Genomic DNA, 25,629 nt, shown 5'->3' with positions numbered 1-25,629 from the left:
GTATGCAAGAGCTAGTCACTAAAAGAATCATGGAGGCACTGGATTTTATCCAGTGCCCCCTTCCACTTGCTAAAGAGAATTACGATGAGCTTTTACCAGCGATAATATACTGGCTGCATGAGTCATTTGACGATGACGAGTTAGATGATATTTCAATTGAATATGTGGCGAGTCTTTATGAACATTTTACTTCTATCGAAGTAGGGAAAACGCTTAATAAGTCTGATCAGAATATACTGATTGGATTTCATATAGATGCTTGCCAGCACGAAGCTTATCAGTATTACGCATATGAGATACATCATAAACTTGTTGATTTCGATAAGCAGTATCCCAATAACATCCACCAGCGATTTTATAATGCCTCATTGGCTGCCCGTGTATTTGTTGCAAGTGCTGATGCATATCTGCAAAGGACAGGAAAAGTGATTAATATCCACGAGATAATCTTTTCTGACATGCTGGATACGATCGTAGAACAAGATGAAAAGCATATAGAGCGCTTTGATAAAATAATGCATGATGCTTGGGAGGAGGGGAACTCTTATACTCGAATCTGTGGCAAGAGGATTCGTAAGTTTTTTCGGATCAAAAGTCATGGTGGAGATAATTCGTATCTTCAAATCTTAAGTGCAAGCCATTCACAGGTTGAAGTATCAGCTGATAACTCAGTTAGAAACTATATAGTACCCGCGTGGACATATTGTCCCACATCTGAAGTAAAGAAGTATTTCTATGAAAAGACCACGCAGTTCGTTCGTCAATCTCGAGTTGTAAGCATCTATGACTATGATGTCGTTCAGCTTCATGAAATGAAAAAGTTGTTAGATGATTATCAAAGAAGGCAGCATCCTATCACGGCTCTTCTTATACTTTCGGCTTTGAGTGGCGTTGATGTCGATGACTGGTCGAAGATATTACGTGGTAATAAATATCGAAGCATAAAGCTAAGTGAAGACAAGGACTACTATTGGTTTCATCTGCATAAAGTAGGATATCATAGCAAGAGCTTTAAGAGCATGTCGCGATATAGTCAGAACACTCGTCTTAAGGTGAAAGTTGTACTGCCAGCGTTTTTATGTGAACTCGTACAGAGCATAGAGTTGCCAGAAAGGCTGTCTTTGAATGATATAAAAGAGCATATCAATGCATTTAATCATATTAATTACACGCACATTACACCGGCTCGAATCAGAAAATTTTTCAGAGCATTTGCTTCTGATGTCTGCGGACAGAATGACCTGACTATCGCGTATATTTCAAATACATTCGCAGAAACTTCTTTTACTCAGACGTTTTACACACGTATTTCAGCAGAATATATAGGGAATCGATTTGCAGATGTTGTTTCCGAGCTGCTGCATAGGCTTGGTTTCACAGAGCTTACCATGCTTCCAGAACAAGCGTGTGTTTACAATGAAAATTATGGCAGTAGAGCTGTACCAGAAGTAGAGACAATGCAATATATTTTTAAGAATATACGAGAGCTGTATTACTCAGAAATTAAGCTAAAAGAAAAGCTCAATATCCTTTCATTCTATACGTATATAGGACTGCAGCTTACAAGCTCCCTGCGGCGTATTGCGTCGGAATCAAAATCTTTGATAGCGTCAGATTTCAGTCATGTAATTTTGAGAGATAAAGACAGCCAAAGAAAGCAAGAGCATAGAATTGTAGATTTGTGTGATGACATAAAAGAACAATTCAGAATACTGAAACGATATCGAGAAACTGTCAGTATTGCAGGGTATATAACACCTGTTTATGAATATTTTGAGCTGACTGATCTTCTTTATCATCTAGGTCATAAGGATAAGCTTGGATATTACGACAAGGGTACAGTTGAATCTCGCTATCTAAGCAGAATAGGCATTGAGAGGAACTGCATTGTCATGAACTTTTGCAGGCACTTTTTGCGAACAAATCTTATGCAAAAGAACTTTGATTATGAGATTGCAAATTACTGGCTTGGGCATGTTACTGATGGGATTGAACTGAATAACATATTTTCATTTGCTGATATGCCGGAGGTTCAGTTAGAGATTATTACAATGCAAAGCAAGTTATTAGCGGAATGCGGATATGAGGTGATCAAATGAATATATATATTGATTGTGTACGTGATTACCACGCCGCTTTGTGTGTGCGTATGGAATGTGAGCAGAATAGTAAACGGAATAAGAATATTGAGATAGAAATAGATACTCTCCATAAAATTGATGAGGTGCTTTACCCTCTTGTGACTAATAAAAAGTTGCCAGTTACAATAGAGGAAGATCGCCTCCGAAAGTACATCAAAAAAATGAAAATCCTCAACGAAAATGAGGCAGATAATATCACGCAAAGGGTTCTGTGCTCTTTTATAAAATATCTGAATGAACAAGATATTTTGGACTGCAAAATACCTTCGATACCGAAGAAGGAGGTTCGGGAATTATCTTTTAAATTTAGTGAGGATGCTGTTCAGCAAAGAAATAAGTATTTGAAGATCAGCAAAGAATTCGCAACGAGATATCTTGCTGCTGAGATTTATGAGCAGAATGATTACTACAATGAACTTTGCTGTGCATTTGCATTTGCAATTGTGACTCAGTCGTTTGTTACATTTCCAAATCTCATAAAGTCACTTAGGGTTGTCAAAAGAAGCCAGTTCGAGGACAAGCCATATGAGATAAAATATGAGCATACGTATCTGATAACAGCAGAAGATAAGAAACTTGAAAATAGATCCGTACGAGTCCCTTTGTCTTTAACAGCTCAGGTTCTGCTGGCAATCATATTGAAACAAAACAAAGATGAATGTCCATTTTCAGATTTTACATCAGATGACTTCCGCAGGTGGCTTGTAAAGCTTTTTGACGATAAAAAGATGAGTTATTCTAAACTCATACAGGTAGCCAGAATATGTAATTCAGAAAAGATTCCTCCTGTGATCTCTACGGTATTAAGCAAGTCGGTCAACTATTACTCAGTAAAACAGAGTAGGTTTGAGCATATGAACTGGGCTGAGTACAGAAAAAAACGTGTTAGTATGAATGACGTTCCAGAGGATGAACCAGAAGAAACGAAGTTTGCTCCACCAGTTAAGCAGAGCATGAGTAATCAATATGTCAAAGCGATGAAAGAAGTCCAGAAAATACTTAATCCTAAGAAAAGGAAACAGGAGATTAAGAGTGAAATGAAGGGGTTTATTGAGGGGAATGAAGAGTTGCTAAATGGTAATGAAACATTCCGTTTGCTTGTCGCGTATGTGATGGATTTGCTCAGCAGTAAAAAAGCGGTATCAACTATTTATACATACTATATTAAGTTTAGTTCGTTACTTATGGAGGTTTGTGACGAGACACCCTTAAGTGAGTACGATTTTGATGAGCTTTATAGTTTATTTGTAGATATTGTTCAGGTAGATCGTGATGTGCGAAAACACTCCGGCGGTAATATGACTCGTAAGGTTAAAGCGTTTTTGGCTTGGTATCTGCCGAAACGGACTGATGATAAAAGTATCATAAATGAGTTTCTGAAGTCTCCGGAGCTCGAGGGTACATCTTCTAATGTTAAGCCGCTCCTTATAACTCCACTCGAGTTAGACATGTGTTTAGAAGAGATTAAAAAGCATGAAACAGCAGAAGCATATAAGATTATAGAATTGTTATGCATTTTAGGTTTCTATTGTGGATTGCGTCGTTTTGAAATAGGAAAACTGCATTTGCACAGTTTCAATTTTGACATAGAGGCTATTATAAGAGTAGCAAAATCAAAGACAGCAGCAGGCAGGCGCAATGTCCCTATCGAGCATATGGTTCCTGAACACCATAGAAAAATAATAAAAAATTATTGGAATAAACGTCTTGGTGAAAAGAAGGGTAAGCTTAACTACAAACTGATCGCACAAGATCTCTCGCCATATATACAGAATATAGCCACTCTGCTAAAGAAGATGTTTAATGAAAAAACACTTTCATTTCATTCGTTGAGGCATTGCTGTTGTTCATGGCTGGCGACTGAGCTGATGCTAATTTACTACCCGGGGGCTAAGAAATACCTTCCTACAGGTTTTAGAAGTTTACATGTACCTCCAAGCGACTTGGGTAGGTTTCAGAAGTTAATTGGTACGGGTTATCGCCGGTCTACACTATTCCATAATCTTGCAAAGTTTATGGGGCATGCCGGGCCGGAAACAACGATAGAGAGGTATATCCATACGCTTGATTTCTTTGCGGAGTATTTTATCAGAGAAGCTGATAATGGAAGACAGTATATGACATCAAAGCAAATATGTAATTTAATACAAGGAGTAAATGATAATACCCTTCATAGAGAGACTTTTACACAAAAACCACATGGTATGCGGCTTAAAAAAAATGTGATAGAATTAATATCAAAATTATAGGTTATATATAGAATGCTTTATCCTATATAATTGGATCTGCAACATGTGTGTTATGGTTTTCAAATAGTAAATAATATGGTTTAATATATGATGTGGTTATAAAATCACTTATTATGAGGCGGGATAAATGGCAAAACAGAAAAACGGCAAAAGAGATGAAGAAATCTTATGGGATTCAGCTAATAAGCTTCGAGGGAGTGTAGAACCTTCGGAGTATAAGCATGTGGTATTGAGTCTGATATTCCTGAAATTTGCCAGTGATAAATTTGAAGAGCGAAAGAAAGAACTGATAGCTGAGGGCAAAGAAAAGTACACCGACATGGTGGAGTTTTATACCATGAGGAATGTGTTTTATCTGCCAGAGGAGTCACGCTGGAGTCATATCAAAAAGAACTCTAAACAAAGCAATATAGCTCTGATAGTTGATACTGCTCTTTCCACAGTTGAAAAGAATAATGCAGCTCTTAAAGGAGCTCTTCCAGATAATTACTTCTCCCGACTGGGGCTTGAGACAAGCAAGCTTGCCGCACTCATTGACACCATAAGCAACATAGACACTCTGAAAGACAAAGAGCGGGATATCGTTGGCAAGGTATATGAATACTTTCTCAGTAAATTTGCTCTGGCAGAAGGTAAAGGGAAAGGAGAATTCTATACTCCGAAGAGTATAGTAAATCTTATAGCTGAGATGATCGAACCTTACAAAGGAAAGATATATGACCCCTGCTGTGGTTCTGGCGGTATGTTTGTCCAGTCGATGAAGTTCATCGATGCCCACAAAGGCAACAGGAAAGATGTTTCTATCTACGGTCAGGAACTAACAGCGGCAACATATAAACTGGCTAAGATGAACCTTGCTATCAGGGGGATTTCTGCAAACCTTGGTGAGATCGGTAAAGATACATTTCTTAATGACCAGTTCCCAGACCTGAAAGCAGATTATATTATGGCTAACCCACCTTTTAATCAAAAAGATTGGCGTGCAGGTACCGAACTGACAAGTGACCCTCGCTGGAATGGATATGAGACTCCTCCTGTTGGAAATGCTAACTATGGCTGGATCCTTCATATGGTTTCTAAGCTTTCTGAAAACGGTGTTGCTGGCTTCATTCTTGCGAATGGTGCTCTGTCTGGTGGTGGAGACGAGTATAAAATACGTAAGAAGATAATAGAGAATAACCTTGTTGAGGCGATAATAATTCTGCCTCAAAACATGTTTTATACAACAAATATTAGTGTAACACTCTGGATAATAAACAAGAATAAAAAAGAGCGAGTTGTTAATATTCCTGATTCAACTAGAGAGTATAGGAGTAGAGAGAAAGAAGTTCTGTTTATGGATTTACGTCAGGAAGGCGAGCCCTTTGAGAAAAAATACATTCAGTTTCACGAAGACCATATAAAAAGATTTGCACGAACATTCCATACATGGCAGACAAAACAATTTCATGACGAATTTGATAATGTACCCGAATACTGTTATTCAGCAACTTTTGATGAGATCAAAGCAAAAGACTTCTCTCTCGTCCCTAGTAAATATATTGAGTTCGTTAACAGGGATGAGGATATAGATTTTGATGAAAAGATGAGGAGTCTTAAGGATGATTTTACTGAGCTTCTGAAAGGAGAAGAAAAATCAAAAGCTGAATTGCTTAAAGTTTTCAAAGAGTTAGGTTATGAAATCGAACTATAAGAAGATTGGAAACTACATCCAGCTTGTAGATAAGCGTAATAACGATTTAAAAGTTAATACATTACTTGGGCTTACTGTGGATAAAATATTTATCCCTTCAGTAGCCAATATTGTGGGCTCAGATATGAGCAAATATAAGATTATCAAGAAAGGTCAATTTGCATGTAGCTTAATGCAGGTCAGAAGAGATGGAAAAATTCCAGTAGCTTTGTTAACTGATTTTGATGAGGCAATTATATCTCAAGCGTATCCAGTTTTTAAGATAATAGACGACTGTGAATTATTACCTGAATATTTAATGATGTGGATGAGCAGATCAGAGTTTGACAGAGAAGCGTGTTTTTATGCTGTTGGTGGTGTAAGAGGGAGTCTTGAGTGGGAAGATTTTTGTAATATTGAGCTGCCTGTACCTAATCCTGATAAGCAGCAGCAGATAGTGGATGAATACAACACAATTGTTAATCGAATAAAGCTGAATGAACAGCTCAGCCAAAAGCTTGAGGAAACTGCACAGACTCTTTATAAACACTGGTTCGTAGATTTTGAATTTCCCATTACAGCCGAATATGCACAGTCCATCGGCAAACCAGAACTGGAAGGCAAACCATACAGATCTTCCGGCGGTAAAATGGTATGGAATAATGACCTAGACCAAGATGTTCCAGATGAATGGAAATACGATACGCTCAGTAATAGATGCACAAAAATAGGAAGTGGCTCAACTCCATGCGGAGGGAAATCTGCCTACAAAAAATCTGGAATCTCTCTCATTCGAAGCCTTAACGTGCATGATTACAATTTCCAATATAGGGATCTCGCATTTATAGATAGTACCCAGGCTACTAAGCTGGATAATGTTGAAGTTAAGGAGAAAGACGTTCTTCTCAATATTACGGGCGTATCTGTTGCTCGATGCTGTAGAGTTCCTTCTAATGTATTACCTGCTAGAGTGAATCAGCACGTATCAATCGTTAGGGTGGAACCCGAAAAATTGTCATCAAGCTACCTGCTATTTACGCTCTGCTCTGCCATCTACAAGCAAAAGCTACTTGGATCCAGCGAAGCTGGATCAACAAGACAAGCAATTACAAAAGGTGATATTGAAGAATTTGAGATATTGATCCCCAAGAACGATTCTATGAAAAGCTTCGAGGAGATTACCGATAGCCTTATTTGCTACAAGGAAAATTTATCCGCTCAAAGCGAATATCTTTTGAAGGCTCGTATACTCTTGCTTCAGAAAATGATCAAAGCGGAGGCAACTAAATGCTAATTGCTGCCGAAACCATTCAATACCAATTAGGAACTGTTGAGGGATGGGCTTATCGTATTCTTACACGGTACTCAACAGTACATTGCCAAACTATGGTGTAAGTAATGAATTGGAGACCACGTGATGAGTGAGATAACTAAAACCAAAAATGCCACATTAACAACAGCTTTAGCTTTTCATTATCAAGTATTGATAGGTCTAGACAAGTGCTTTTCGCTTGAAGATGGGCAGTCTATTTGGTTTGAAAGAGATGGGGATGTAAGTTTGCTTTCATCAAGCACTGCGCAGTCAACACAGACTGAAGTTAAAAATTATGCAGCTCCATTAACTGATCATCACGAAAACCTTTGGAAGACTTTAAAAAATTGGTTAGCACCAGAGTTTGATCACACTCAATATGGAGCTTTAGTACTTCACACTACACAAGTATTCGGTGCCACAACTCGCCTAAAAGAGTGGAACTTAGTTAGCGCACAAAAACGTCTGGAAATACTAGAAACTATTTTTGCTGAACGAACTAAAGCTCAGTTAAATGCTAAAGAACCTTCTGCAATCATTAAATTACAAAAAGAAGTCATGGCGGCAGATAAATTATTTCTAAAAAATATCCTTGGCAAGGTCACATTATATACGCAAGCTGATAATGGTGACGAATTGGAAAAACAAATACTTTCAAAACCGATAGGCATTCCCAAAAATAACCTAAAAAGCTACTTGTATGGACTTATTGGCTTTGTATATGCACAGGCAACTCAACAGTCTTGGAGCATCAAATATCAAGAATTTGTTGCGAAGTGCGAAGAATTGACCTCTTTGCTGTGTAAAAAGGAATTCTCCTTTCCCGTATTTCATGGATTTGAAGCTTCTGAACAGGATGTAGAACAGCATAATGACAGAGCTTTTGTTCAAAAGATTAATGAGATTGAGCACCACGAAATGATTCCTGAAGCTGTAGGCAATTGGCTTGAATTACAAAACTCACTTTTTGAACAGCTGGATGAGTACCCTCTCTATAAAGATAAGACAATAAATTACCAAAACCAATTGGTCAAAAAATATAAGCTCGCCTATTCAAGTGCAAAACTTGAAGCAACTGATCCAATTAAAAGCTCAAAATTGCTTTATAACAAGACCATAGGAGAGCAACCACTGAATATGGGTAATGATATACCTCCACTTGAATACAAGAATGGTCTAATTCACGATGCTATGGATGATGAAGAGCGTGACTTAAAATGGAAGGTTGATAATGAGTAGTATTATTGAAACATTATATGAGCTTAAGTACAACCCGTTCGAATATGGGGCATATCTTAGTTCGTTTTACGCTACATTAGACGAATCAGAGAATAATCTTTTACTTGCTTCTTTGGTGATACCGCTATGCAGTCACCCTTTCTTTGGTCAAAAAATACACAATTCTAATATTAGAAGCTCTATGTGGTCGATCTTCGAGGATCGCACAAAACTATATGATCTACAAGAACGAATCGACGAATTTCAAGAATTAACAGAACAGTGCATTAATTATTGTTTGATAAATGACTGGTTATCCGTAAACGAACAAAATCTATCTATTAGTGCATGTGATAAATCTGATTCAACATGCATCAATCAAAAAAGAGCTGAACAGTTAGGTAAATTATTCAAAGGTCACTCTGTGGTCGAAATTTATGCGTTTTTAGGAGTGAAACCAAGATGAGAACATTAATTTATGAAATTGGCGTTATTGAAAAACATGGGATAAAACACCCTGTTAGTTTTAAAAAGGGTCTAAATGTTGTTACGGGTAAATCCTCGACGGGTAAAAGTGCCCTAATTGAAATCTTTGATTACTGCTTCGGCAGTCGTGAAAATACCATTCCGAAGGGCATTATTACCGATTGCGCCGCTATTTATTATGTTGCTCTTTCTATTAATGATCAAGATATGGTTATCGCTCGCAATCCTGAAATCACAAATAAAGCTTTTTTTCGTCGCGTTGAATCGTTTAATCCTGAGGATATTGATCGCGGTTACTTCAGTAGTAACTATTTTCGTCCTTTAGATGAGTTCAAGAAACACTTAAGAGAGTTTTTCCTGGATATAGATGATGTTGATGAATCGCTAGCTGCTAGAGCCAATAGACGGTCTAATGCTAAAGCAGCAACGCCATCAATACGCAGCTTTTCATCATTTATACTTCAGCACCAGAATCTCGTAGCTAATAAACATGCTTTGTTTTACCGTTTTGATGAAAAGGAAAAACGTGACCAGGCAATTGATCATACCAAGATATTTTTAGGCTTAGTTGATCAAAAATACTTTCACTTGTCACAAGAGAAAGAAAGGCTAAGTATAGAAGTTAAGCGTTTGGCACGTCAAAAAGAGACGAACAAACGTGCTGCTGAAAAGTACAAGGAAAGAATTGGCCCAGTTTTGAGCCAAATGTATGCTCTTATGGGATTTAAAGAAGAACCACTCTCTTTGCAGCAAGTACTTCGCCATCCACAAGATGCACAGGATCAACTTGACAAAATTATTGTATCAGAAGAAATTATTTATGATTCTGATGCTGTTAGCCAACGATATAACAAGTTAAAGTTGGAGAGGACTCAAAAAACATCGGATCTAAGAAAGTTGCAAAGAGATGCAGCATCATTAAACAAACACATTCAAGAAGAAAAAAGTTTTGTTTGTAATATAAAACAGTTTAGTTCACCCAAAAATGTCTATATCTCTGCTTCAATCTGTCCATTTTGCCATACAGAAAAAGATACATTACGAGAAAGTGCCGTAAAACTACAGCAAGCTATCACCAAGGTGTCGGGAAATCTAGCACAAGCACGTCCTATAAAAGCAAAATTTGAATCATCGTTAGTTGATGTAAATCGAAACATTGAAATTGTTCGAAGCGAGTTAGCCACACTAAACCATCAGATAACAGAAATTGAAAAATCAGAAAACCAACTTACAGAAAAAAAGAGTCTGTATGAAAGCATTTTGATGCAGAAGGCTAAGTTAATTATGCTTCTCGATACTCTTAATATGACAGATGATTCTGAGCTTGAAAAGCAAATCGAAGCACGAAACAAACAGCTTAATGATATCAACAAAGACTTAAAAAAATACGATGTACAAAAAGAGTTAGAAAATGCTTCTAAAAAGGTCAATGAATATATGGCTGAAATCGGTAGCCATTTTGAGTTTGAAGACAGCTACAAACCAATAAACCTACATTTTTCTTTTGAAACATTTGACCTCTATCACTTAACGCCGAAGAATGAAGAAATTTATTTAAGGTCAATGGGAAGCGGTGCAAATTGGTTATATAGCCATGTGACTCTTTTTCTAGCATTGCATGAATACTTTGTCCAATTGGGTGACAAATGTTCAATACCGTCACTCCTCTTTTTAGATCAGCCAACACAGGTGTATTTTCCAAACTTCAATCGTGATGATTCTGAATCCTTTGATGAACAAAAAAAACAGGAAAAGGAGCAACGAACAAAAAATGATCGACCTGTCGACGAAGATATTCAAGCGGTAGAAAACCTGTTTAGCCAGTTATCTATATACTGCAATAAGATTGAGCAACAAAATGGTTTTTGTCCACAGATCATTGTTACCGATCATGCAGATGACCTTATACTTTCAAATGGGGTAGAGTTTGATTCGTTAGTAAATAGAAATCGATGGCGCAAACGTGGGCTGATTCATCCCGTGCCACCAGAGCTTTTAATATAAATTAATCGACATTAAGATGAGCAATACCATCCTCGGTACTAGAAATAGAAAGTACGGCATATAAGCTGTTGATAAGGATAGAACATGAAATTCACTGAAGACAAACTAGAGAAGGCAATTATTGAGCTCTTAGGGCAGAAAGGTTACGAGTATGTCCCGGGTGAGAATATTGCACGTGAACTGTCGGATGTAATTATCAAAGATGACCTCAGAGCTTATCTGTCAGATAGATATTCAGGTGAAAGCATAACCAGTGAAGAGATAGAAACCATAATCCGCCAGTTGGAACTTTTTCCTGCCTCCGACCTATATGAAACCAACAAAACTATAATAAGGATGATATCTGACGGATTTTCGTTTAAGCGTGAAGACCGTACCAAGAAAGACCTGTTCATTCAACTTCTAGATTATTCTGAAGAAGATAGAAACATATATAAAGTAGTTAATCAGCTTGAGATTGTTGGCTATGAAAAGCGAATCCCTGATGGGATATTATATATAAACGGTTTGCCACTTGTGGTGTTTGAGTTCAAAAGCGCCATAAGAGAAGAGGCTACTGTCCATGATGCTTTCATACAGCTAACAGTACGCTACAGAAGGGACATCCCAGAGCTCTTCAAATATAATGCCTTCTGCATAATCAGTGATGGAGTAAATAATAAAGCCGGTTCCTTTTTCGCCCCTTATGAATTTTATTATTCATGGCGGAAGATAACCGGAGATGAGTCCATAGAGAAAGATGGAATTGATTCCCTCTTTACTATGATCAACGGGATGTTTGATAAAGATAGGCTGAGGGAAATAGTAAGGAATTTTATTTATTTCCCTGACTCATCATCCAGAGAAGAAAAAGTTCTTTGCCGATATCCGCAATATTACGCAGCGACTAAGCTGTACAAAAACATACTCAAACAACGCCGCCCGCATGGAGACGGAAAAGGCGGTACATACTTCGGAGCTACCGGCTGCGGGAAGAGCTTTACCATGCTGTTTCTCACCAGACTGCTTATGAAAAGTCTGGATTTCTCCAGCCCTACAATTGTCCTTATCACCGACCGCACTGACCTTGATGATCAGCTCTCTGGCCAATTTACCGGTGGGAAGAAGTATATTGGCGATGAAAACGTAATAAGTGTTGAGAGCAGGCAGCACCTCCGTGACTTGTTAAAAGGTCGTGATAGCGGAGGCGTGTTTCTTACAACTATACATAAATTTACTGAAGATACCGAACTACTTACTGACAGAAGCAATGTAATTTGCATCTCAGATGAGGCTCACCGCAGTCAGGTGAATCTAGACCAGAAAATCAAGATTACAGAAAACGGTGTCAGAAAGACATACGGTTTTGCCAAGTATCTCCATGATTCTCTGCCTAATGCTACCTACGTGGGATTCACCGGGACGCCTATTGATGCGACACTAGATGTGTTTGGCGAGGTTGTTGATGCTTATACCATGAACGAGTCTGTTCAGGACGAGATAACTGTTCGCATAGTCTACGAAGGAAGAGCGGCAAAAGTGCTTCTGGATAACAGCAAGCTTAAAGAGATTGAAGAATACTACAATAAATGCGCCGAGGAAGGCGCCAGCGATTATCAGATAGAAGAAAGCAAGAAAGCCACCGCCCAAATGAATAGTATCCTCGGAGACCCTGACAGGATAAAAGCCATAGCTGTGGACTTTGTAGAGCATTACGAAAAACGATTGGAAGAAGGTTCGACCGTTAAAGGCAAGGCTATGTTTGTTTGCAGCAATAGGCAAATTGCCTACATGCTTTATAAGGAAATAGTAGCACTTCGGCCATCATGGGCAGAAGTAAGAGTTTGTGAAGAAGGCGTGGAACTTTCCGAGAAAGAGCAGAAAGAAATCAAACCTATGGAACGTATCAAGATGATCATGACCAGAGGTAAAGATGACCCTAAAGAGCTCTATGATATGCTAGGTAGCAAAGACTACCGGAAAGAGCTTGACCGTCAGTTTAAGAATGGGAAGTCCAATTTCAAAATAGCCATTGTTGTAGACATGTGGCTCACAGGCTTCGATGTACCATTTCTTGATACTATGTATATCGATAAACCAGTTCAGAGGCATAGCCTGATACAAACTATCTCCCGTGTGAATAGGAAATATGAGGGGAAAGAAAAAGGGCTGGTTGTTGACTACATAGGTATCAAGAGTCAAATGAATATGGCTCTTGCTATATACTCAAAAGCTGACCAGTCAAACATTGAAGAGATTGAGCAGTCCATTGTGGTAGTCAAAGACCACTTGGATTTATTGTCAAAGATATTCCATAAATTCAATACCATACCGTATTTTCAGGGTTCAGCGCTTGAACAGCTTCATTGTCTGAATATGGCAGCTGAGTTTGTCCAGGTGACGCAGGAGCTTGAAAAGCGTTTCATGTATTTAGTGAAAAGGCTGAAGGCGGCATATGATATATGTTGCGGCAGTGATGCCTTCTCTCAGGCAGAAAGAGACCTTATTCACTTTTATCTAGCTGTGAGGTCTATCGTCTTCAAGCTGACCAAGGGTGACGCTCCGGACACCGCACAGATGAATGCAGTTGTGACGAAGATGATCAAAGAAGCACTGCAAAGTGACGGGGTAGAAGAGATACTGAAGCTCGGTGAGGATCAGGGGCAGGAAATCGACATCTTTGATGATAATTATATGGCGAAAATTGACAAGATAAAGCTGCCTAATACCAAGATTAAGTTACTGCAGCAGCTTCTTACAAAGGCAATCAATGACTTTAAGAAAATTAATAAAATGAAAGGGACAGATTTTTCTAAAAAGTTTAAGGCCCTAGTTGATAAATATAACGAACGCAAGGAAGATAGTATCCTTGTCAGCAGCGTCCTGGAAGATTTCACGGATGAGATCATTGATCTATATAATGCCCTTAAGAAAGAGAAAGAATCTTTCAACGAAATGGGAATAGATTTTGAAGAAAAGGCTTTCTATGACATCCTGAAGGCTCTAGCGATCAAATATGACTTCACCTATCCAGAAGATAAGCTTCTAGCATTGGCAAAAGAAGTGAAGCAAGTGGTGGATGATAAAGCTAAGTACACAGACTGGAGCCAGAGAACTGACATAAAGGCGGAGCTTAAAGCTGACCTGGTTGTGCTGCTTGCGGAAAATGATTATCCGCCAGTAGACAGAGACGAGGTTTATAAAGAAATCTTTGAGCAGGCTGAGAATTTTAAAAAGTATAGGTAATAATATACATTCATAGCTGGAATTAATGACTAGTTATTTTGGTCGCTTTCAATTTGTATTTCAAGATATTCAGGTAAGTCCCATTCCATCAGTTCACATAATTTACAGAAGTTTTTTAGATTAATATTGGCATTACCATTTAGTAATTTATGAGCGGTATCAAAATTAAGTGCTTTGCCAAGAGTTGTGGTGTTGAATTTTTTCTTAATTTCATCAACATATTCAGGCTTTATTTTTACAATATAGTGCGCATCTTTCATGCCATTATAGTCACACATCTCAAATCAAAAATCAATCAAATTCGGAATACCGATTTTTTATGCTTGACATAATCGGAATTCCGTAATATCTTCTCTTTATGGCAGTCGGAATTCCGATACACGATAAAAGGAGGTCGTTATGTTTCTGGAGCAAACACTGGATGAACTGGTTTCAACAATCCATGAGATGAAATGTAAGCTTGAGAAAATCGAGTCTAATTTCTCGGCTGAGGCAAATGCGGATGATGCGGAGTTTATAACCATTAAGCAAATTGGTGAGCATAAAGACTGGCCGTACTCAGATTCAGCCACAAGAAAGCTGATCAGCAGAGGCAGGCTTATGGAAGGAGTGCATTACTTCAAAGTAGAGGGCAAGATCATCTGCAAGTGGTCAGCATGTAGAAGCTATCTGAGCAAGAACTTCGCTGGTCACTTAAGGAGTGCATAATGGCATCTATAAGAGTTGATAAAGACGTTCTTTATATAGACTTCTCGTACAGAGGGAAAAGGAAGCGAGTATATCTTGGTCTGAGCAACACAGCTCATAATAGAGCAATACTCGAAGCAAAAATTAACTTGCTGGATGGTGCCATCAAAGGAGAGAAGCTTGGACTCGGAGAAGTCGACTTTAAACAGATATTTCCGGGGCTTGGATTGTTTCAAAAGCCTAAGGAAGAATTGGAGGTTGACAGGTTCCTGACGGCAACATTTGATGTGCTGTATCTGGAGTGGATCGACCATAAGACTCATATAGCAAAAAATACAAGGCGGACGATGCTCTCTTTTCATCGGAATCACATATCGCCTTATATTGGACATAAGCTTCTTGGTGATATCACAGAAAAAGATATTCGTATGATGATGACAGTGATGTCAAAGGTTAACCGCAATGTTGTGGTTAATAGAAAGCTCCGTTCGGTACGTTCATTCTTTAACGAAGTTGTTGAAGAGGGTCATCTGAAAGAGTCACCGTTCAAGAAAGTAAAATACCTCCGAAACGAGAAGGTAGATATTAAACCCTTCAACCAAGAAGAGCTAGCTAGATTACTAGTTGGCTTTGCTGAAAAGTATCCTGCATATGAGAGTTTTGTGGCCTTCCTTGCATTTTCCGGCTGTCGCCCGAACGAAGTTGTCGGGTTGAAGTGGGATAAGATCGATTGGGAAAATAGAAAAATATTAATACGTGAAGGTTTTGTCCTTGGTGAAGAAACACTTCTGAAAACAGATAGCAGTGTCAGGGATATCGATATGACTGAGCCTCTGGAAGTTCTGCTACTACAGCAACTAGATAAAGGTATTGATAGTGAATACGTTTTTGTAAATGAATTTAATCGAAGAATCTGTTGGGAAAATTTCAGGCAAAAGTACCACAGGGTACTAAAGCTGAAAAATATAGTATCTCGCCCAGCGTATCAGCTTAGGCACACTTTCGCATCTATGGCGATTAAAAACGGTGAGGATATCTTATGGGTTTCCCGTATGTTGGGGCACTCAAACCTTAAAACAACTTTAACAACGTACACTCGGTATATTCCAAGCCTAGAGAGAAAAGACGGCTCAATAATTGGTGGCATATATTCAAATATTAAAGGAGAGGATAATGAATAAATTTTTAGGAGACTTTAAGGTAATTGATAGAACGCTTAGGATAAGTAAAAACGGTGCTGAATATCTGAGGATTATTGTTGAAGGGGAACAAGGGGCAGAAATAGCCTATTGCTATAATGATGTAGCTCATTGTCTTAAAATCTTGGATCAAACTGACTCCGTTAGTCTTTATGGCTTTAGAATGGTAAACGACGGTAAGTCTTTCATTAGCGTACAAAGGCTGATGATCAGTTTTGTACAGTTGTATGTAGATTATACTACAAGGTTTCATGAAATCATTAAGTACATTAGTGAGGATAACTGTCATGAAGTATTCATGAGTATTTACAGGGAGCCAGATATTATAAGCAGTTTTTTTCTTGTCCCTGCTAGCTTGAACAGCCACCATGCTCATATGTCAGGTCTTTTGGTTCATACGGTGGAGGCTATGGAGTTTGGCTTGAGTTTGTGTGAGAGCAGTTTGTTTAAGTATGATATTGATAAAAGTACTCTTCTGTTAGGGCTGTTTCTGCATGATATAGGCAAGGCTCTGTGTTACAAGGTTGAAGGGTATGATATGTTCATGACAGATAGAGGGCGTAAAATTGGTCATGTCACTATGGGGGCTGAATTATTTTTAAACAAGGTATGTGACTTAAAAGACTTCCCTGTAAATTTAAAAGAAAAGCTTGTTAATATCATTTTGAGCCACCACTATAGCAGCAAAGTGAAGCCTATTTCGATTGAGGCAAATATCGTTAGGAATTTGGATAGTCTCAGCGCAAGTATAGAAGGACTGGGTGTTGTATAGTGAGAATTTATAATGTGAGCAATACTTATGGAGATTATTATGTTTAAGATTCCAGAAGTGAATGTTAAGAACCTTTTAAAAGTGCTGATGCTGTTTGTGTTGATTTATGTGGTACGACTAAGTTTTGAATTAAGTACAAATGAGTTGCTAAAGCAGATTATGTTTGTGGGAGCTTTGATGGTTTCGTTTGTGCTTTGGTCATGGATATTTATGCCTCTAAATGCTGCGTATCAGAGAGCCAAATCACTGGCGATACGTTTCCTGCACGTGCTTAATGCAATATTATTAATTAATTTGGTGCAGGCAGAAAAGTTGCATACATTGATTGCTGGATTAATCTTTGTTTCAGCAATAGTGTTAGATATAGTTTTAAGCTTGCGTGGGAAGATCTAGATTTATGTCTAATTTTTTGTCTAATGTTCTAGATAGTCGTCCTGTATATATCTGTAATGCAAAATTAAATTTAATTAAATTGAAATTTATATTTATGTCTATTATTATGTCTATATGAGCTTAGCAGGTATAGAACCTATGTTGCCTCTTCAAGATGGCAAAAATGCAGAAAAAAGGCGCAATATTGATAACCTGATAGCAGAACTTCGGGAAAAGTCTGTTTTGCTGAAAAGCAAACTAAACCCAAAAGTCCTCTCGCTTATTGGAGATCAGGTGCGTCTTATGAACTGTTATTACAGCAACCTGATAGAGGGGCATCCTACCAAACCTAAAGATATTGAAGATGCGCTGAAAGGTGAGTTTTCTAATGTCGCTGAAACACGCGACCTTCAGCTTGAGGCAACTGCCCATATAGAAGTGCAAAGAACCATAGACTATGGAGAGCATGGGTTTGAAGAGATTGTTTCAGAAGATTTTATCAAGTGGATCCATCGTGCATTTTATGAAAATCTGCCAGAGTCGTTAAAGTTTGTCGTAGATGATAAGGCAGAGGAACGCATACCTATTATTCCCGGCGAATATAGAACGAGAGACGTTATTGTTGGGCACCACATAGGTGTGCCTTATAAGGACGTGGATTCTTTCGCTCATAGATTTTGCAGTGCATATTCAATCAGCAAGCTGGGTAGACATGAGCAGGTTGCAGCCGCGGCAGCATCACACCATAGGCTTTTGTGGATTCACCCTTTCTTAGATGGCAATGGCAGGGTGGCACGATTGTTTAGTCATGCGTATCTTAAAGAAATTGGTGTTGGCAGTGACCTTTGGTCTGTTTCAAGAGGATTGGCTAGAGATTCTGAGAAGTATAAGAGAATGCTAGCAAAAGCTGATAGTGAAAGAGACGGAGCTTTAGACGGCAGGGGTAATTTGTCTTTGTTTGGCTTGCAGGAGTTTTGCATATTCTTTCTTCAGTGCTGTATAGATCAGATAGATTTTATGGGCAGGCTCATAGATCAGGATGGTTTTCTTGGTCGTATAGAGGCACATACAAATGTCCTGATTGCTAAAGGCGAACTGCATCCAAAGTCATTTAAACTTTTGTCTTGTGCTGTTAAAGAAGGCGAGTTTGGTCGTGGTGAAGTATCTGAAATAATGGGCGTAAGCCGTGCTCTTGCCAGTAAAACTTTATCCGAGCTTCTTAAAAGAGGTCTGTTGCAATCCATAGATAAGAAAGCACCTGTTCGTTTGGCGATTTCTGAAGAAGCGAAAGAATACTGGTTACCGGGTTTGTTTGGCTAAATGAGATGTACTTTACTATAACACATCGAATGTAACGATATCACCTATCTCCGTTAATTAATTTTTCTATCTGTTCGCATATGCTTGGTTCGACGCCAGCCTCTTTAGCGTATGTTTTCCACTGATGCACGGTCCCTGATATTTGTTCTATAATTTCCTTTGGCTTTTTTATATTCATACCATTAGCAACAGCAAGAAAATCATCAGTAGTAATGCGTTCTCTTTTTCCGTTTACTGACATTTGGTGTCTGGATACCCAAGGGCTGTCAGGTCGATATGAAAAAGTCATATCGTATGCGGGAGAAAGACTCCATTTCCCTTTTTTGTCCATTAAAAAAGAGATGTTCTTAGTGTGGTCATCTCTATTATACGTAAGCACATTAAAAATCATTCTTCGATACAGCTGCTCGGCATCGGAATAAGTGAGCCTTAGATTTCTCATTATTTGAAAAGCATCCTCATACGCATATGCTGAAGAGTTATTAAAATCGAAGTGTGCAATACCGCAAAGCGACTGCAGGTGTAATTTTTCATTACCGATGCGGTCAAACCTTTTAGTCATGAAATGGGCGTGCTTGCCTATCTCTAATAGATGGCATTTAGTCATCTCGATACCGCATGCTATCGCCATCTGATAATAAGCAAACTCTACCCTGCCAAAACCTTCAGGATCGCCTTCAGGATTGACGCCATCAAACTTCAAAAGCCAGTGTTCCGCCCCTCTCGGTGCTTTGAGCTGTCCTGAATATAAATCACCTGTCTGTTGGTTATACGCAACAACCGCTTTTGCTCTAGCTCCTCCTGCGGAAGTGCCAACGCTAACGATATCTTGAACCACGCCTTTCGAGCCTGTATTTGTGTTGAGTGCCTGACGCATCGCTAAAATATCAGCAACAACGCCTGTCATCTCTTCAATATCTATTTTTTCCGCTTTTGTTTTCTTATAGATAGCCGGAGTGTATTCCAGCGCACCCATGCCTCTGTTGCCAAGATAGCAAAGCCTTTCAACTGGAAGCATGTCTGCCGGGGTTCTGCTTTGTTGGGCAAGCCATGCATTTAAAATGGTATTGCCGAACTTGTCAGGCAATGAGTCAGCAAGTAGTCCCGGTAAGCCATAGTAAGTATCCATAGGTAAACTTGGAAATTCGTATATGTTGTTTTCAGATCCGTAGACAGGCATATGTATAGGCGAAATATCCAGCTCGTGCCGTATAAATTCAGGATAATACTGAAAGGACGCAACATTTCTCTCATCATCCCATGAGACTGCCCCTGCTTTCATGTTCCAAAGATGTACAGTTGCCACTTCTACCATTCTGCATCCTCGTCATCTTTTTTATCATATTTGGAAGAAGCACGTTGACGCTTCTTGCCCTTCATCTCAGCGAGCGCGATAGGACTTATTTTTTGTACAGGTAAAAAATTATCAAGCTGATCAAGAAGATTGAGTGCTCTTAGTATTGATATTATGTTTTTCAGAGAGGCAGACTTGCCATTCTCTATATTTTGGATTGTCTTGATAGAAATGCCGGATTTGGCAGACAGCTCTTTATGAGTCTGGTTTCTATTGATTCGGGCCTGTTTGAGACGCCTGCCCAGTTCAATAAGTATGTTGTTGTCTGTCATCTTGTACATGTTCATAGTAATGAATATATAAAGAACAGTATCTGGTGTCAATAGGTAAAAAATTACTAGTTGTATCACATATAGAGCATAACAGGTAAAAAAATACCTTTTGTATAGACTCGTTCGCAAGGCTCTACGAACTGATTCTATCAGGTCTATAATAGACAGTAAAAGGGCGGGCTTATACGGAGAGCAATTATATGTTGATTCCGACCAGCGCCCTCTGTTCTAGTCTGTTCTGATTTTAAGAATTTTGATTATCAGCTCGTCAGTGTTTGTCATAAGGTATATTATCACGACATTTGCTTTGGTAACATGCGTGTTACTTATTTTTTGCCAAGTAACATAATTCGCAAAAAACGTTACTTACATACAAGTTCTGGCTTGTAAATAACTTGCACGTTACTTATTATAACTTAAGTAACATAAATCGATAAAAACGTTAGCTAGGGGTCGTTATGGACAAAAGCAAAAGAATTGGCAGATATGTTAAAGGTTCGGTTGTCGGTGGGAAACCGTATAATGCCTATATCCCTAATCTGCTGCCTCCAGAGCCTCCTATCGATATGAGTGAAATTTATCCCCTACTTGATAAGGCTACAGCTGCAATCGGTAGATTGGATAGCATGAATATGGTTTTTCAAGATACTGCGCGTTTTTTATATATGTATGTTAGAAGAGAAGCAGTACTTTCATCTCAAATTGAGGGGACTCAATCTTCGTTATCAGACTTATTAACGTTTGAAAATGACGAGTTACCTAGCGTTTCAATTGATGATGTTGCTGAAGTTTCGAGCTATGTATCTGCGATGTATTATGGTCTTGAGAAATTGAGTGAGTTCCCATTGTCTTTAAGGCTAATTAAAGAAATACATGAAAAGCTTATGACAAACTCAAGAGGCAGTACAAAGCAGCTAGGTGAATTCAGAAAGAGTCAAAACTGGGTTGGCGGCCTACATCCCTCAGTTGCAAAATTTGTACCTCCTCCACCTGAAAGCCTTATGGAGTGTTTGGATAACTTTGAAAAATATCTACACGATGAAAAAAATGTTATGCCTGTGCTGATAAAAGCAGCTATTGCTCACGTTCAGTTTGAGACGATACATCCTTTTCTTGATGGTAACGGACGTCTTGGAAGGTTGCTTATTACGTTCATCCTTTGCATAGAGGGACTTCTTAAAGAACCTCTTTTGTATCTGAGTTTATATTTTAAGATAAATAAAGAAGAGTATTATAAACATTTGCAAAATGTCAGACTTACAGGTGATTGGGAGTCATGGATTAAATTTTTCCTGCAAGGGGTTATTGAAACTTCTCAAGAAGCGATTGATAAAGCAAAGAGAATAACTTTAGTTATTGAAAAGGACAGGGCTAGTATATATGAGTCCGGCAAATCAAATGCTTCGGTTATTGCAGTTCATAACTACATGCAGAATCATCCTATGACGAATACCGCAAAGATAAAGGAAGCCTGTGGAATATCTTTACCTACAGTCATACGTAGTCTTGCCATGTTAGAGTCACTTGGTATTGTTAAAGAGACAACCGGCAAACAAAGGCATAAAATATTTGCTTATGCTGAATACATCTCTATTCTTAATGAAGGGACAGAATAGGAACAAATCAATAGGTGTGTTTATGAGTTCAGATAGAGAGTCAAAACAACTGATTAGAAACAGTACAGCCGAATTCCTTATTTTTACAAGCCAAAGCGGAGATCAGGGTATTGAAGTCAGATATGAGGACGAAACAATTTGGGCAACTCAAAAAATGATGTCTCAGTTATTTGATGTAACAGTGCCTACGATCAATGAGCATTTAAAGAATATATTTTCAAGTGGAGAATTAAATGAAATTTCAACTATTAGGAAATTCCTAATAGTTCAAAAAGAGGGAGAAAGGGAAGTATCAAGAAATCTTGATTATTATAGCCTTGATGCAATAATATCCGTTGGTTATAGGGTTAATTCGATAAAGGCCACCCAGTTTAGGCAATGGGCAACTAAAGTTCTCCGTGAGTTCGCCATAAAAGGATATGTGCTTGATAAAAAACGGATGGAGAATGGCTCATTTATCGGAGAAGATTACTTTGAGCGCCTGCTTGAAGAAATACGTGAAATACGCCTAAGCGAGCGCCGTTTCTACCAGAAGGTTACTGATATCTATGCCACAAGTGTTGATTATAATAGGGATGCTCCGACAACCCAACAGTTCTTTTCCAAAGTTCAAAATAAATTACATTATGCTATACACGGTAATACAGCGGCTGAACTAATCATGAAGCGTGCAGATAGCAAAGAGCCTAACATGGGGCTTGAAACATGGGAAAATGCTCCTGATGGAAAAGTCATCAAGTCGGATGTATCTGTTGCTAAAAACTATCTTTCCAAAGACGAGCTTGATTCTCTGGGTAGAATAGTAAATGCCTTTCTGGATTTAGCTGAAAACAGAGCAAAAAGAAAAATCCCTATGACAATGCAGGATTGGTCTGAGCGTTTGGATATGTTTCTTGAATTTGACGAGAGAGAGGTTCTTCAAGATAAAGGAAGAATCTCTGGCAAAGTTGCAAAAAATCATGCTGAGAGTGAATTTGAGAAGTATCGTATTGTGCAGGACAAACTCTTTGAAAGTGATTTTGATAAAGTATTGCATGAAATTGAAGATAAAGGTAAGTGAATAAAATAGTTTAAGCTTACCATTCGGAGTCAATTTTTCTCTTTGGACCAATGAAGATATCCAAAATATCGGGCTTACTCAGAAAATGATGGGAGTGTTATACGATAAACCACCACCTGAATAAAGTATTCTCTGACAGTGAGCTTGAGGAGACTTCAGTTATTCGAAATTTTCGAATAGCTGCAGCAGACAGAAAAAACTACAATACAAACCATTATAACCTGTCAGCCATTATTGCGGTTAGCTGCAAGGTCAATTCCGAACGAGCGGTTTAGTATTTAATGAGCTTGAAAATAAGGATTAGGTGATATGAAAAAGAAGCGCTTAGTGGATTTAATGGATTTCCCTCATGATAACAAATACAAGATACGACTGTATGAAATACTAATTTTAAGCATGGAGGGAGTTATCCTACCCTCAAGGTTTAATCCGGCAAGGCATCTTAACGGTATGATCTCAGAGCTGTTAAGTGGGATTCAGTTAGAAGATAACACTGATGCACAGAAAGCAGCTTCAATGATTATGGAAAGTTACAATGCTGTATCTGATTTCTTTATGTCTGAAAATGAAAACTTCATTGATGATGCTGTAAAACTGGCAGAAAAGGCGGTCGACAGCGCTATTGAATACCAAAAGAAAAAAGGACTTATTGATCTTTTAAATCAGTGCAGGGATAGTTTTGACTTTATCCTCGATTGTTATGAGGAAGAGCTTGCAGCGATGACGCTCAGCAAAGAGGTTTTAGAGAATCATGACATCCACAATCATGCAGAGATGTGCGATGCTCTGAGCGGAACTGCTATTGAGGCGGTTGCTGACCTGTCCAGAAAAGGTGAGCGGGCAGCCTATTACAGGCAGATTGCAGTATTTATAATGACTAATCTGATCATGATGAATGATGCTGCAAACACCATACGCTTATCAAAAACTCCAAAACCAGCAAGCGAGCCAGCAGTAAAAAAAGAGAAAGTCGGCAGGAATGAACCATGCCCTTGCGGTAGCGGGAAAAAATATAAGAAGTGCTGCGGTCGGAATGATAAAGTTGTTTATCTATGAACCATTATATTAAGAAGCTAAGTCACTTACGCACTTCTTTTTGATTTCCTGCATGTAATGAAAGATTGGTTCAGAGATATGAGCAGGGAAATCACTAGGAAGTTGTGTTTGTACTTTTTCAATGACACTATCCATGTTTCCTAAAACGTCTTCTATTATCTCTCGCATGGCTGTTGTTGAAAAGTTACATGCATCAGCTGTGCGTATCCAGTTATCAACATGTATTCGTTCCCAAAGGTAATTCTTCTTTGTGCCTACTACTGACATCGCCATTTTTACTTTGCTCGGATGGATCTGCTTCTTTGCCATAATGGGGTAGACGGAGAGTATATCGTAAAGTGGAGTGAGTCGATAGCGCCCCTCGGGCTCAAGGAAGATGCTGAAATTCTTCGCATGACCATCTGTTGCGCCTAACACCCAGAAGAGAAAGACGGATTTCATGAATGTATACCTGTCATTATCCGCTTTTGATGAACCTTGGAGCAGTGCCATTATATCCTTTATTCCTGGCCCTCCGTCGGATTCGTACTTTAAAGCAGGAGATGTACCGCTAGCCTGACAAAAGTCCTCCTGAGGCAGTCTCATGATCCATGAACCATCTGATGCCCACTGCCTGTCGAAACGCTCCACAACTAATGCCTTGGTATCTTCAAATGTATGCACTGCCATGTTCGCCACAGGCAAACCGAACTCTTTCAGAATAAGGTGGCATAGCCATTCATTTTCAACGCTTTCCGAAAGGTCGATGTTATTCGCTTCTATCTTGCCAATTGGCTGCTTAAATATGTGTGTCGTTGGTGTTGAACCTGTCGGCAGGTGCCATCTATCTTCAAGCAGGAGGAAGGCTGTTTTTTCCTGTGCGCCCGCTAGGGATATTCTGAAATCTTCATCCTCTCCCATGCCAAGGGGCTTGAGTCTGTAGTTTTTCAGAGTGTCGGCTATGTCTGCTTCACTTTGTGGTTTTGACGTTATCTGGTGGATATCTCCAACGATCTCGGCTGGTGTCAATTGGATAGCTCCGATGCAGTCACGTCCTATCTCGGCTAAGATGTCAAAAGCATTAGATTTACCTATTTTATAGCGTGCTTGTATCCTGTCTAGTATCTGTTGATTATCAGGGAGCAGGTTGTCAAAGAAATACTGTACTGCGTCTCCTCTGTGTTTCTTGCTGAACAAGGAGAGCGATAGTGATATCGGTCTGCGTATGTCGGACTCTAGCCACTGGTCATCGTATATAAGCTCTAGCATATTGGATGAGCTACGTTCAAGAGTGCCTACGGGCATTCCGTTCATGAGGATTTTTAAAGTTGCAGATGTCTTTTTACGCCCCATACTACCACTCGCTCATTTTATTGGTGGACTTTGGTTGCAGGTGCATATCTAAGTTTAAGGCTGACAGTATTATGAATAGAGTATCCAGCTTGGCTCTTTGAGTTCCGTTTTCGATGTCAGATATTGTCCCTTGTCGTAGACCAGTTTTTTCAGCAAGTTGACTTTGTGTAAGTTTGGCTTCAAGTCTTGCTGCTTTAATAGCTTGCCCTAATATTGATGGTGAACTGACGACCTGATTCATGCTAGACTCCTTATATGCTTCAGGCTATAAATACTCGGTCT

Annotated in this window: 20 protein-coding genes and 2 pseudogenes; 17 read left to right on the top strand and 5 right to left on the bottom strand. The window is 38.9% G+C overall.

Annotated elements, in window-relative coordinates; genetic code table 11:
• Nucleotides 1-2: 2 nt before the first annotated feature.
• The 8 genes from DACET_RS13465 to DACET_RS13430 all read left to right on the top strand — a co-directional run bounded on the left by DACET_RS13465 (nucleotide 3) and on the right by DACET_RS13430 (nucleotide 14,307).
• Entirely contained in the window at nucleotides 3-2,099 is a 2,097-nt protein-coding gene (locus tag DACET_RS13465) for a hypothetical protein (protein ID WP_013011920.1), read from the top strand.
• 140 nt (nucleotides 2,100-2,239) lie between these two features.
• The gene (locus DACET_RS13460; RefSeq protein ID WP_169304245.1) at nucleotides 2,240-4,390 is read left to right on the top strand and encodes a site-specific integrase; all 2,151 of its coding nucleotides are present in this window, start codon (nucleotides 2,240-2,242) and stop codon (nucleotides 4,388-4,390) included.
• A gap of 127 nt (nucleotides 4,391-4,517) precedes the next feature.
• Entirely contained in the window at nucleotides 4,518-6,083 is a 1,566-nt protein-coding gene (locus DACET_RS13455) for a type I restriction-modification system subunit M (RefSeq protein ID WP_013011918.1), read from the top strand.
• Nucleotides 6,067-7,356, top strand: coding sequence for a restriction endonuclease subunit S (locus DACET_RS16060; protein ID WP_013011917.1), 1,290 nt, complete (start codon nucleotides 6,067-6,069; stop codon nucleotides 7,354-7,356). Before DACET_RS13455 ends, DACET_RS16060 begins: the two co-directional genes overlap by 17 nt.
• 123 nt (nucleotides 7,357-7,479) lie before the next feature.
• Nucleotides 7,480-8,613 (top strand): hypothetical protein, encoded by a 1,134-nt coding sequence (locus DACET_RS13445; RefSeq protein ID WP_013011916.1) that lies wholly within the window; start codon nucleotides 7,480-7,482, stop codon nucleotides 8,611-8,613.
• Nucleotides 8,606-9,058, top strand: a complete 453-nt coding sequence (locus DACET_RS16730) for a three component ABC system middle component (RefSeq protein WP_013011915.1) — start codon at nucleotides 8,606-8,608, stop codon at nucleotides 9,056-9,058. The genes DACET_RS13445 and DACET_RS16730 overlap by 8 nt, the downstream gene beginning before the upstream one ends.
• A complete protein-coding gene (locus tag DACET_RS13435; protein WP_013011914.1) occupies nucleotides 9,055-11,082 on the top strand; it encodes a DUF3732 domain-containing protein in 2,028 nt (675 codons plus the stop codon). The genes DACET_RS16730 and DACET_RS13435 overlap by 4 nt, the downstream gene beginning before the upstream one ends.
• 84 nt (nucleotides 11,083-11,166) lie before the next feature.
• Nucleotides 11,167-14,307, top strand: coding sequence for a type I restriction endonuclease subunit R (locus DACET_RS13430; RefSeq protein WP_013011913.1), 3,141 nt, complete (start codon nucleotides 11,167-11,169; stop codon nucleotides 14,305-14,307).
• 29 nt (nucleotides 14,308-14,336) lie between these two features.
• Here the strand turns inward: DACET_RS13430 and DACET_RS13425 are convergent, their stop codons facing one another.
• On the bottom strand, nucleotides 14,337-14,567 hold the full coding sequence (locus DACET_RS13425; RefSeq protein ID WP_041229989.1) for a hypothetical protein: 231 nt from the start codon (nucleotides 14,565-14,567) through the stop codon (nucleotides 14,337-14,339).
• A 139-nt stretch (nucleotides 14,568-14,706) separates the two neighbouring features.
• Between DACET_RS13425 and DACET_RS13420 the strand changes: the two genes are divergently transcribed.
• The 5 genes from DACET_RS13420 (at nucleotide 14,707) to DACET_RS13400 (ending at nucleotide 18,657) form a co-directional block, all read left to right on the top strand.
• On the top strand, nucleotides 14,707-15,015 hold the full coding sequence (locus DACET_RS13420) for a hypothetical protein (RefSeq protein WP_013011911.1): 309 nt from the start codon (nucleotides 14,707-14,709) through the stop codon (nucleotides 15,013-15,015).
• Complete coding sequence (locus tag DACET_RS13415; protein ID WP_013011910.1) at nucleotides 15,015-16,175, top strand: tyrosine-type recombinase/integrase; 1,161 nt, start codon at nucleotides 15,015-15,017, stop codon at nucleotides 16,173-16,175. Before DACET_RS13420 ends, DACET_RS13415 begins: the two co-directional genes overlap by 1 nt.
• Entirely contained in the window at nucleotides 16,168-16,965 is a 798-nt protein-coding gene (locus DACET_RS13410; protein ID WP_013011909.1) for an HD domain-containing protein, read from the top strand. The genes DACET_RS13415 and DACET_RS13410 overlap by 8 nt, the downstream gene beginning before the upstream one ends.
• A gap of 39 nt (nucleotides 16,966-17,004) precedes the next feature.
• The gene (locus DACET_RS13405; RefSeq protein ID WP_013011908.1) at nucleotides 17,005-17,358 is read left to right on the top strand and encodes a hypothetical protein; all 354 of its coding nucleotides are present in this window, start codon (nucleotides 17,005-17,007) and stop codon (nucleotides 17,356-17,358) included.
• Nucleotides 17,359-17,472: 114 nt separating this feature from the next.
• On the top strand, nucleotides 17,473-18,657 hold the full coding sequence (locus DACET_RS13400) for a Fic family protein (protein ID WP_052293538.1): 1,185 nt from the start codon (nucleotides 17,473-17,475) through the stop codon (nucleotides 18,655-18,657).
• A gap of 40 nt (nucleotides 18,658-18,697) precedes the next feature.
• On the opposite strand, the gene DACET_RS13395 is transcribed toward DACET_RS13400, so the two are convergent.
• Nucleotides 18,698-19,972 carry a type II toxin-antitoxin system HipA family toxin gene (locus DACET_RS13395; RefSeq protein WP_013011906.1) on the bottom strand — a complete coding sequence of 425 codons (1,275 nt, stop codon included), beginning with the start codon at nucleotides 19,970-19,972 and terminating at the stop codon, nucleotides 18,698-18,700.
• Nucleotides 19,966-20,298, bottom strand: coding sequence for a helix-turn-helix domain-containing protein (locus tag DACET_RS13390; RefSeq protein WP_013011905.1), 333 nt, complete (start codon nucleotides 20,296-20,298; stop codon nucleotides 19,966-19,968). Before DACET_RS13390 ends, DACET_RS13395 begins: the two co-directional genes overlap by 7 nt.
• 443 nt (nucleotides 20,299-20,741) lie before the next feature.
• On the opposite strand from DACET_RS13390, the gene DACET_RS13385 reads away from it, so the two are divergent.
• The 4 genes and pseudogenes from DACET_RS13385 to DACET_RS16780 all read left to right on the top strand — a co-directional run.
• Nucleotides 20,742-21,899: a Fic family protein gene (locus tag DACET_RS13385; protein WP_013011904.1), complete on the top strand. Its 1,158-nt coding sequence runs from the start codon at nucleotides 20,742-20,744 to the stop codon at nucleotides 21,897-21,899.
• A gap of 22 nt (nucleotides 21,900-21,921) precedes the next feature.
• Nucleotides 21,922-22,959: a virulence RhuM family protein gene (locus tag DACET_RS13380; RefSeq protein ID WP_013011903.1), complete on the top strand. Its 1,038-nt coding sequence runs from the start codon at nucleotides 21,922-21,924 to the stop codon at nucleotides 22,957-22,959.
• Nucleotides 22,960-23,020: 61 nt separating this feature from the next.
• Nucleotides 23,021-23,231: pseudogene (locus tag DACET_RS16725) on the top strand (virulence RhuM family protein); the annotation flags it as partial.
• Nucleotides 23,232-23,907: 676 nt separating this feature from the next.
• Nucleotides 23,908-24,015, top strand: a pseudogene (locus DACET_RS16780) (SEC-C metal-binding domain-containing protein); the annotation flags it as partial.
• Nucleotides 24,016-24,024: 9 nt separating this feature from the next.
• On the opposite strand, the gene DACET_RS13370 reads toward DACET_RS16780, so the two are convergent.
• Together DACET_RS13370 and DACET_RS13365 are read right to left on the bottom strand one after the other, a co-directional pair.
• Complete coding sequence (locus DACET_RS13370; RefSeq protein ID WP_013011901.1) at nucleotides 24,025-25,347, bottom strand: type II toxin-antitoxin system HipA family toxin; 1,323 nt, start codon at nucleotides 25,345-25,347, stop codon at nucleotides 24,025-24,027.
• A 1-nt stretch (nucleotide 25,348) separates the two neighbouring features.
• Nucleotides 25,349-25,588 (bottom strand): helix-turn-helix domain-containing protein, encoded by a 240-nt coding sequence (locus DACET_RS13365; protein ID WP_013011900.1) that lies wholly within the window; start codon nucleotides 25,586-25,588, stop codon nucleotides 25,349-25,351.
• Between the last annotated feature and the right edge of the window lie 41 nt (nucleotides 25,589-25,629).

It is taken from the genome of Denitrovibrio acetiphilus DSM 12809, assembly GCF_000025725.1.
Taxonomy (GTDB): Bacteria; Chrysiogenota; Deferribacteres; order Deferribacterales; family Geovibrionaceae; genus Denitrovibrio; species Denitrovibrio acetiphilus.
This window is presented reverse-complemented; position numbering and strand designations above follow the sequence as displayed.

What these genes read in the sequence shown, in the direction of transcription:
- DACET_RS13380 (WP_013011903.1), top strand. Translation starts at nt 21,922, where the DNA reads ATGAGTTCAGATAGAGAGTCAAAACAACTGATTAGAAACAGTACAGCC.
- DACET_RS13420 (WP_013011911.1), top strand. Translation starts at nt 14,707, where the DNA reads ATGTTTCTGGAGCAAACACTGGATGAACTGGTTTCAACAATCCATGAG.
- DACET_RS13415 (WP_013011910.1), top strand. Translation starts at nt 15,015, where the DNA reads ATGGCATCTATAAGAGTTGATAAAGACGTTCTTTATATAGACTTCTCG.
- DACET_RS13370 (WP_013011901.1), bottom strand. Translation starts at nt 25,347, where the DNA reads ATGGGGCGTAAAAAGACATCTGCAACTTTAAAAATCCTCATGAACGGA.
- DACET_RS16060 (WP_013011917.1), top strand. Translation starts at nt 6,067, where the DNA reads ATGAAATCGAACTATAAGAAGATTGGAAACTACATCCAGCTTGTAGAT.
- DACET_RS13385 (WP_013011904.1), top strand. Translation starts at nt 20,742, where the DNA reads ATGGACAAAAGCAAAAGAATTGGCAGATATGTTAAAGGTTCGGTTGTC.
- DACET_RS13445 (WP_013011916.1), top strand. Translation starts at nt 7,480, where the DNA reads ATGAGTGAGATAACTAAAACCAAAAATGCCACATTAACAACAGCTTTA.
- DACET_RS13435 (WP_013011914.1), top strand. Translation starts at nt 9,055, where the DNA reads ATGAGAACATTAATTTATGAAATTGGCGTTATTGAAAAACATGGGATA.
- DACET_RS13405 (WP_013011908.1), top strand. Translation starts at nt 17,005, where the DNA reads ATGTTTAAGATTCCAGAAGTGAATGTTAAGAACCTTTTAAAAGTGCTG.
- DACET_RS13395 (WP_013011906.1), bottom strand. Translation starts at nt 19,972, where the DNA reads ATGGTAGAAGTGGCAACTGTACATCTTTGGAACATGAAAGCAGGGGCA.
- DACET_RS13390 (WP_013011905.1), bottom strand. Translation starts at nt 20,298, where the DNA reads ATGAACATGTACAAGATGACAGACAACAACATACTTATTGAACTGGGC.
- DACET_RS13465 (WP_013011920.1), top strand. Translation starts at nt 3, where the DNA reads ATGCAAGAGCTAGTCACTAAAAGAATCATGGAGGCACTGGATTTTATC.
- DACET_RS13455 (WP_013011918.1), top strand. Translation starts at nt 4,518, where the DNA reads ATGGCAAAACAGAAAAACGGCAAAAGAGATGAAGAAATCTTATGGGAT.
- DACET_RS13430 (WP_013011913.1), top strand. Translation starts at nt 11,167, where the DNA reads ATGAAATTCACTGAAGACAAACTAGAGAAGGCAATTATTGAGCTCTTA.
- DACET_RS13400 (WP_052293538.1), top strand. Translation starts at nt 17,473, where the DNA reads ATGAGCTTAGCAGGTATAGAACCTATGTTGCCTCTTCAAGATGGCAAA.
- DACET_RS13425 (WP_041229989.1), bottom strand. Translation starts at nt 14,567, where the DNA reads ATGAAAGATGCGCACTATATTGTAAAAATAAAGCCTGAATATGTTGAT.
- DACET_RS13410 (WP_013011909.1), top strand. Translation starts at nt 16,168, where the DNA reads ATGAATAAATTTTTAGGAGACTTTAAGGTAATTGATAGAACGCTTAGG.
- DACET_RS16730 (WP_013011915.1), top strand. Translation starts at nt 8,606, where the DNA reads ATGAGTAGTATTATTGAAACATTATATGAGCTTAAGTACAACCCGTTC.
- DACET_RS13365 (WP_013011900.1), bottom strand. Translation starts at nt 25,588, where the DNA reads ATGAATCAGGTCGTCAGTTCACCATCAATATTAGGGCAAGCTATTAAA.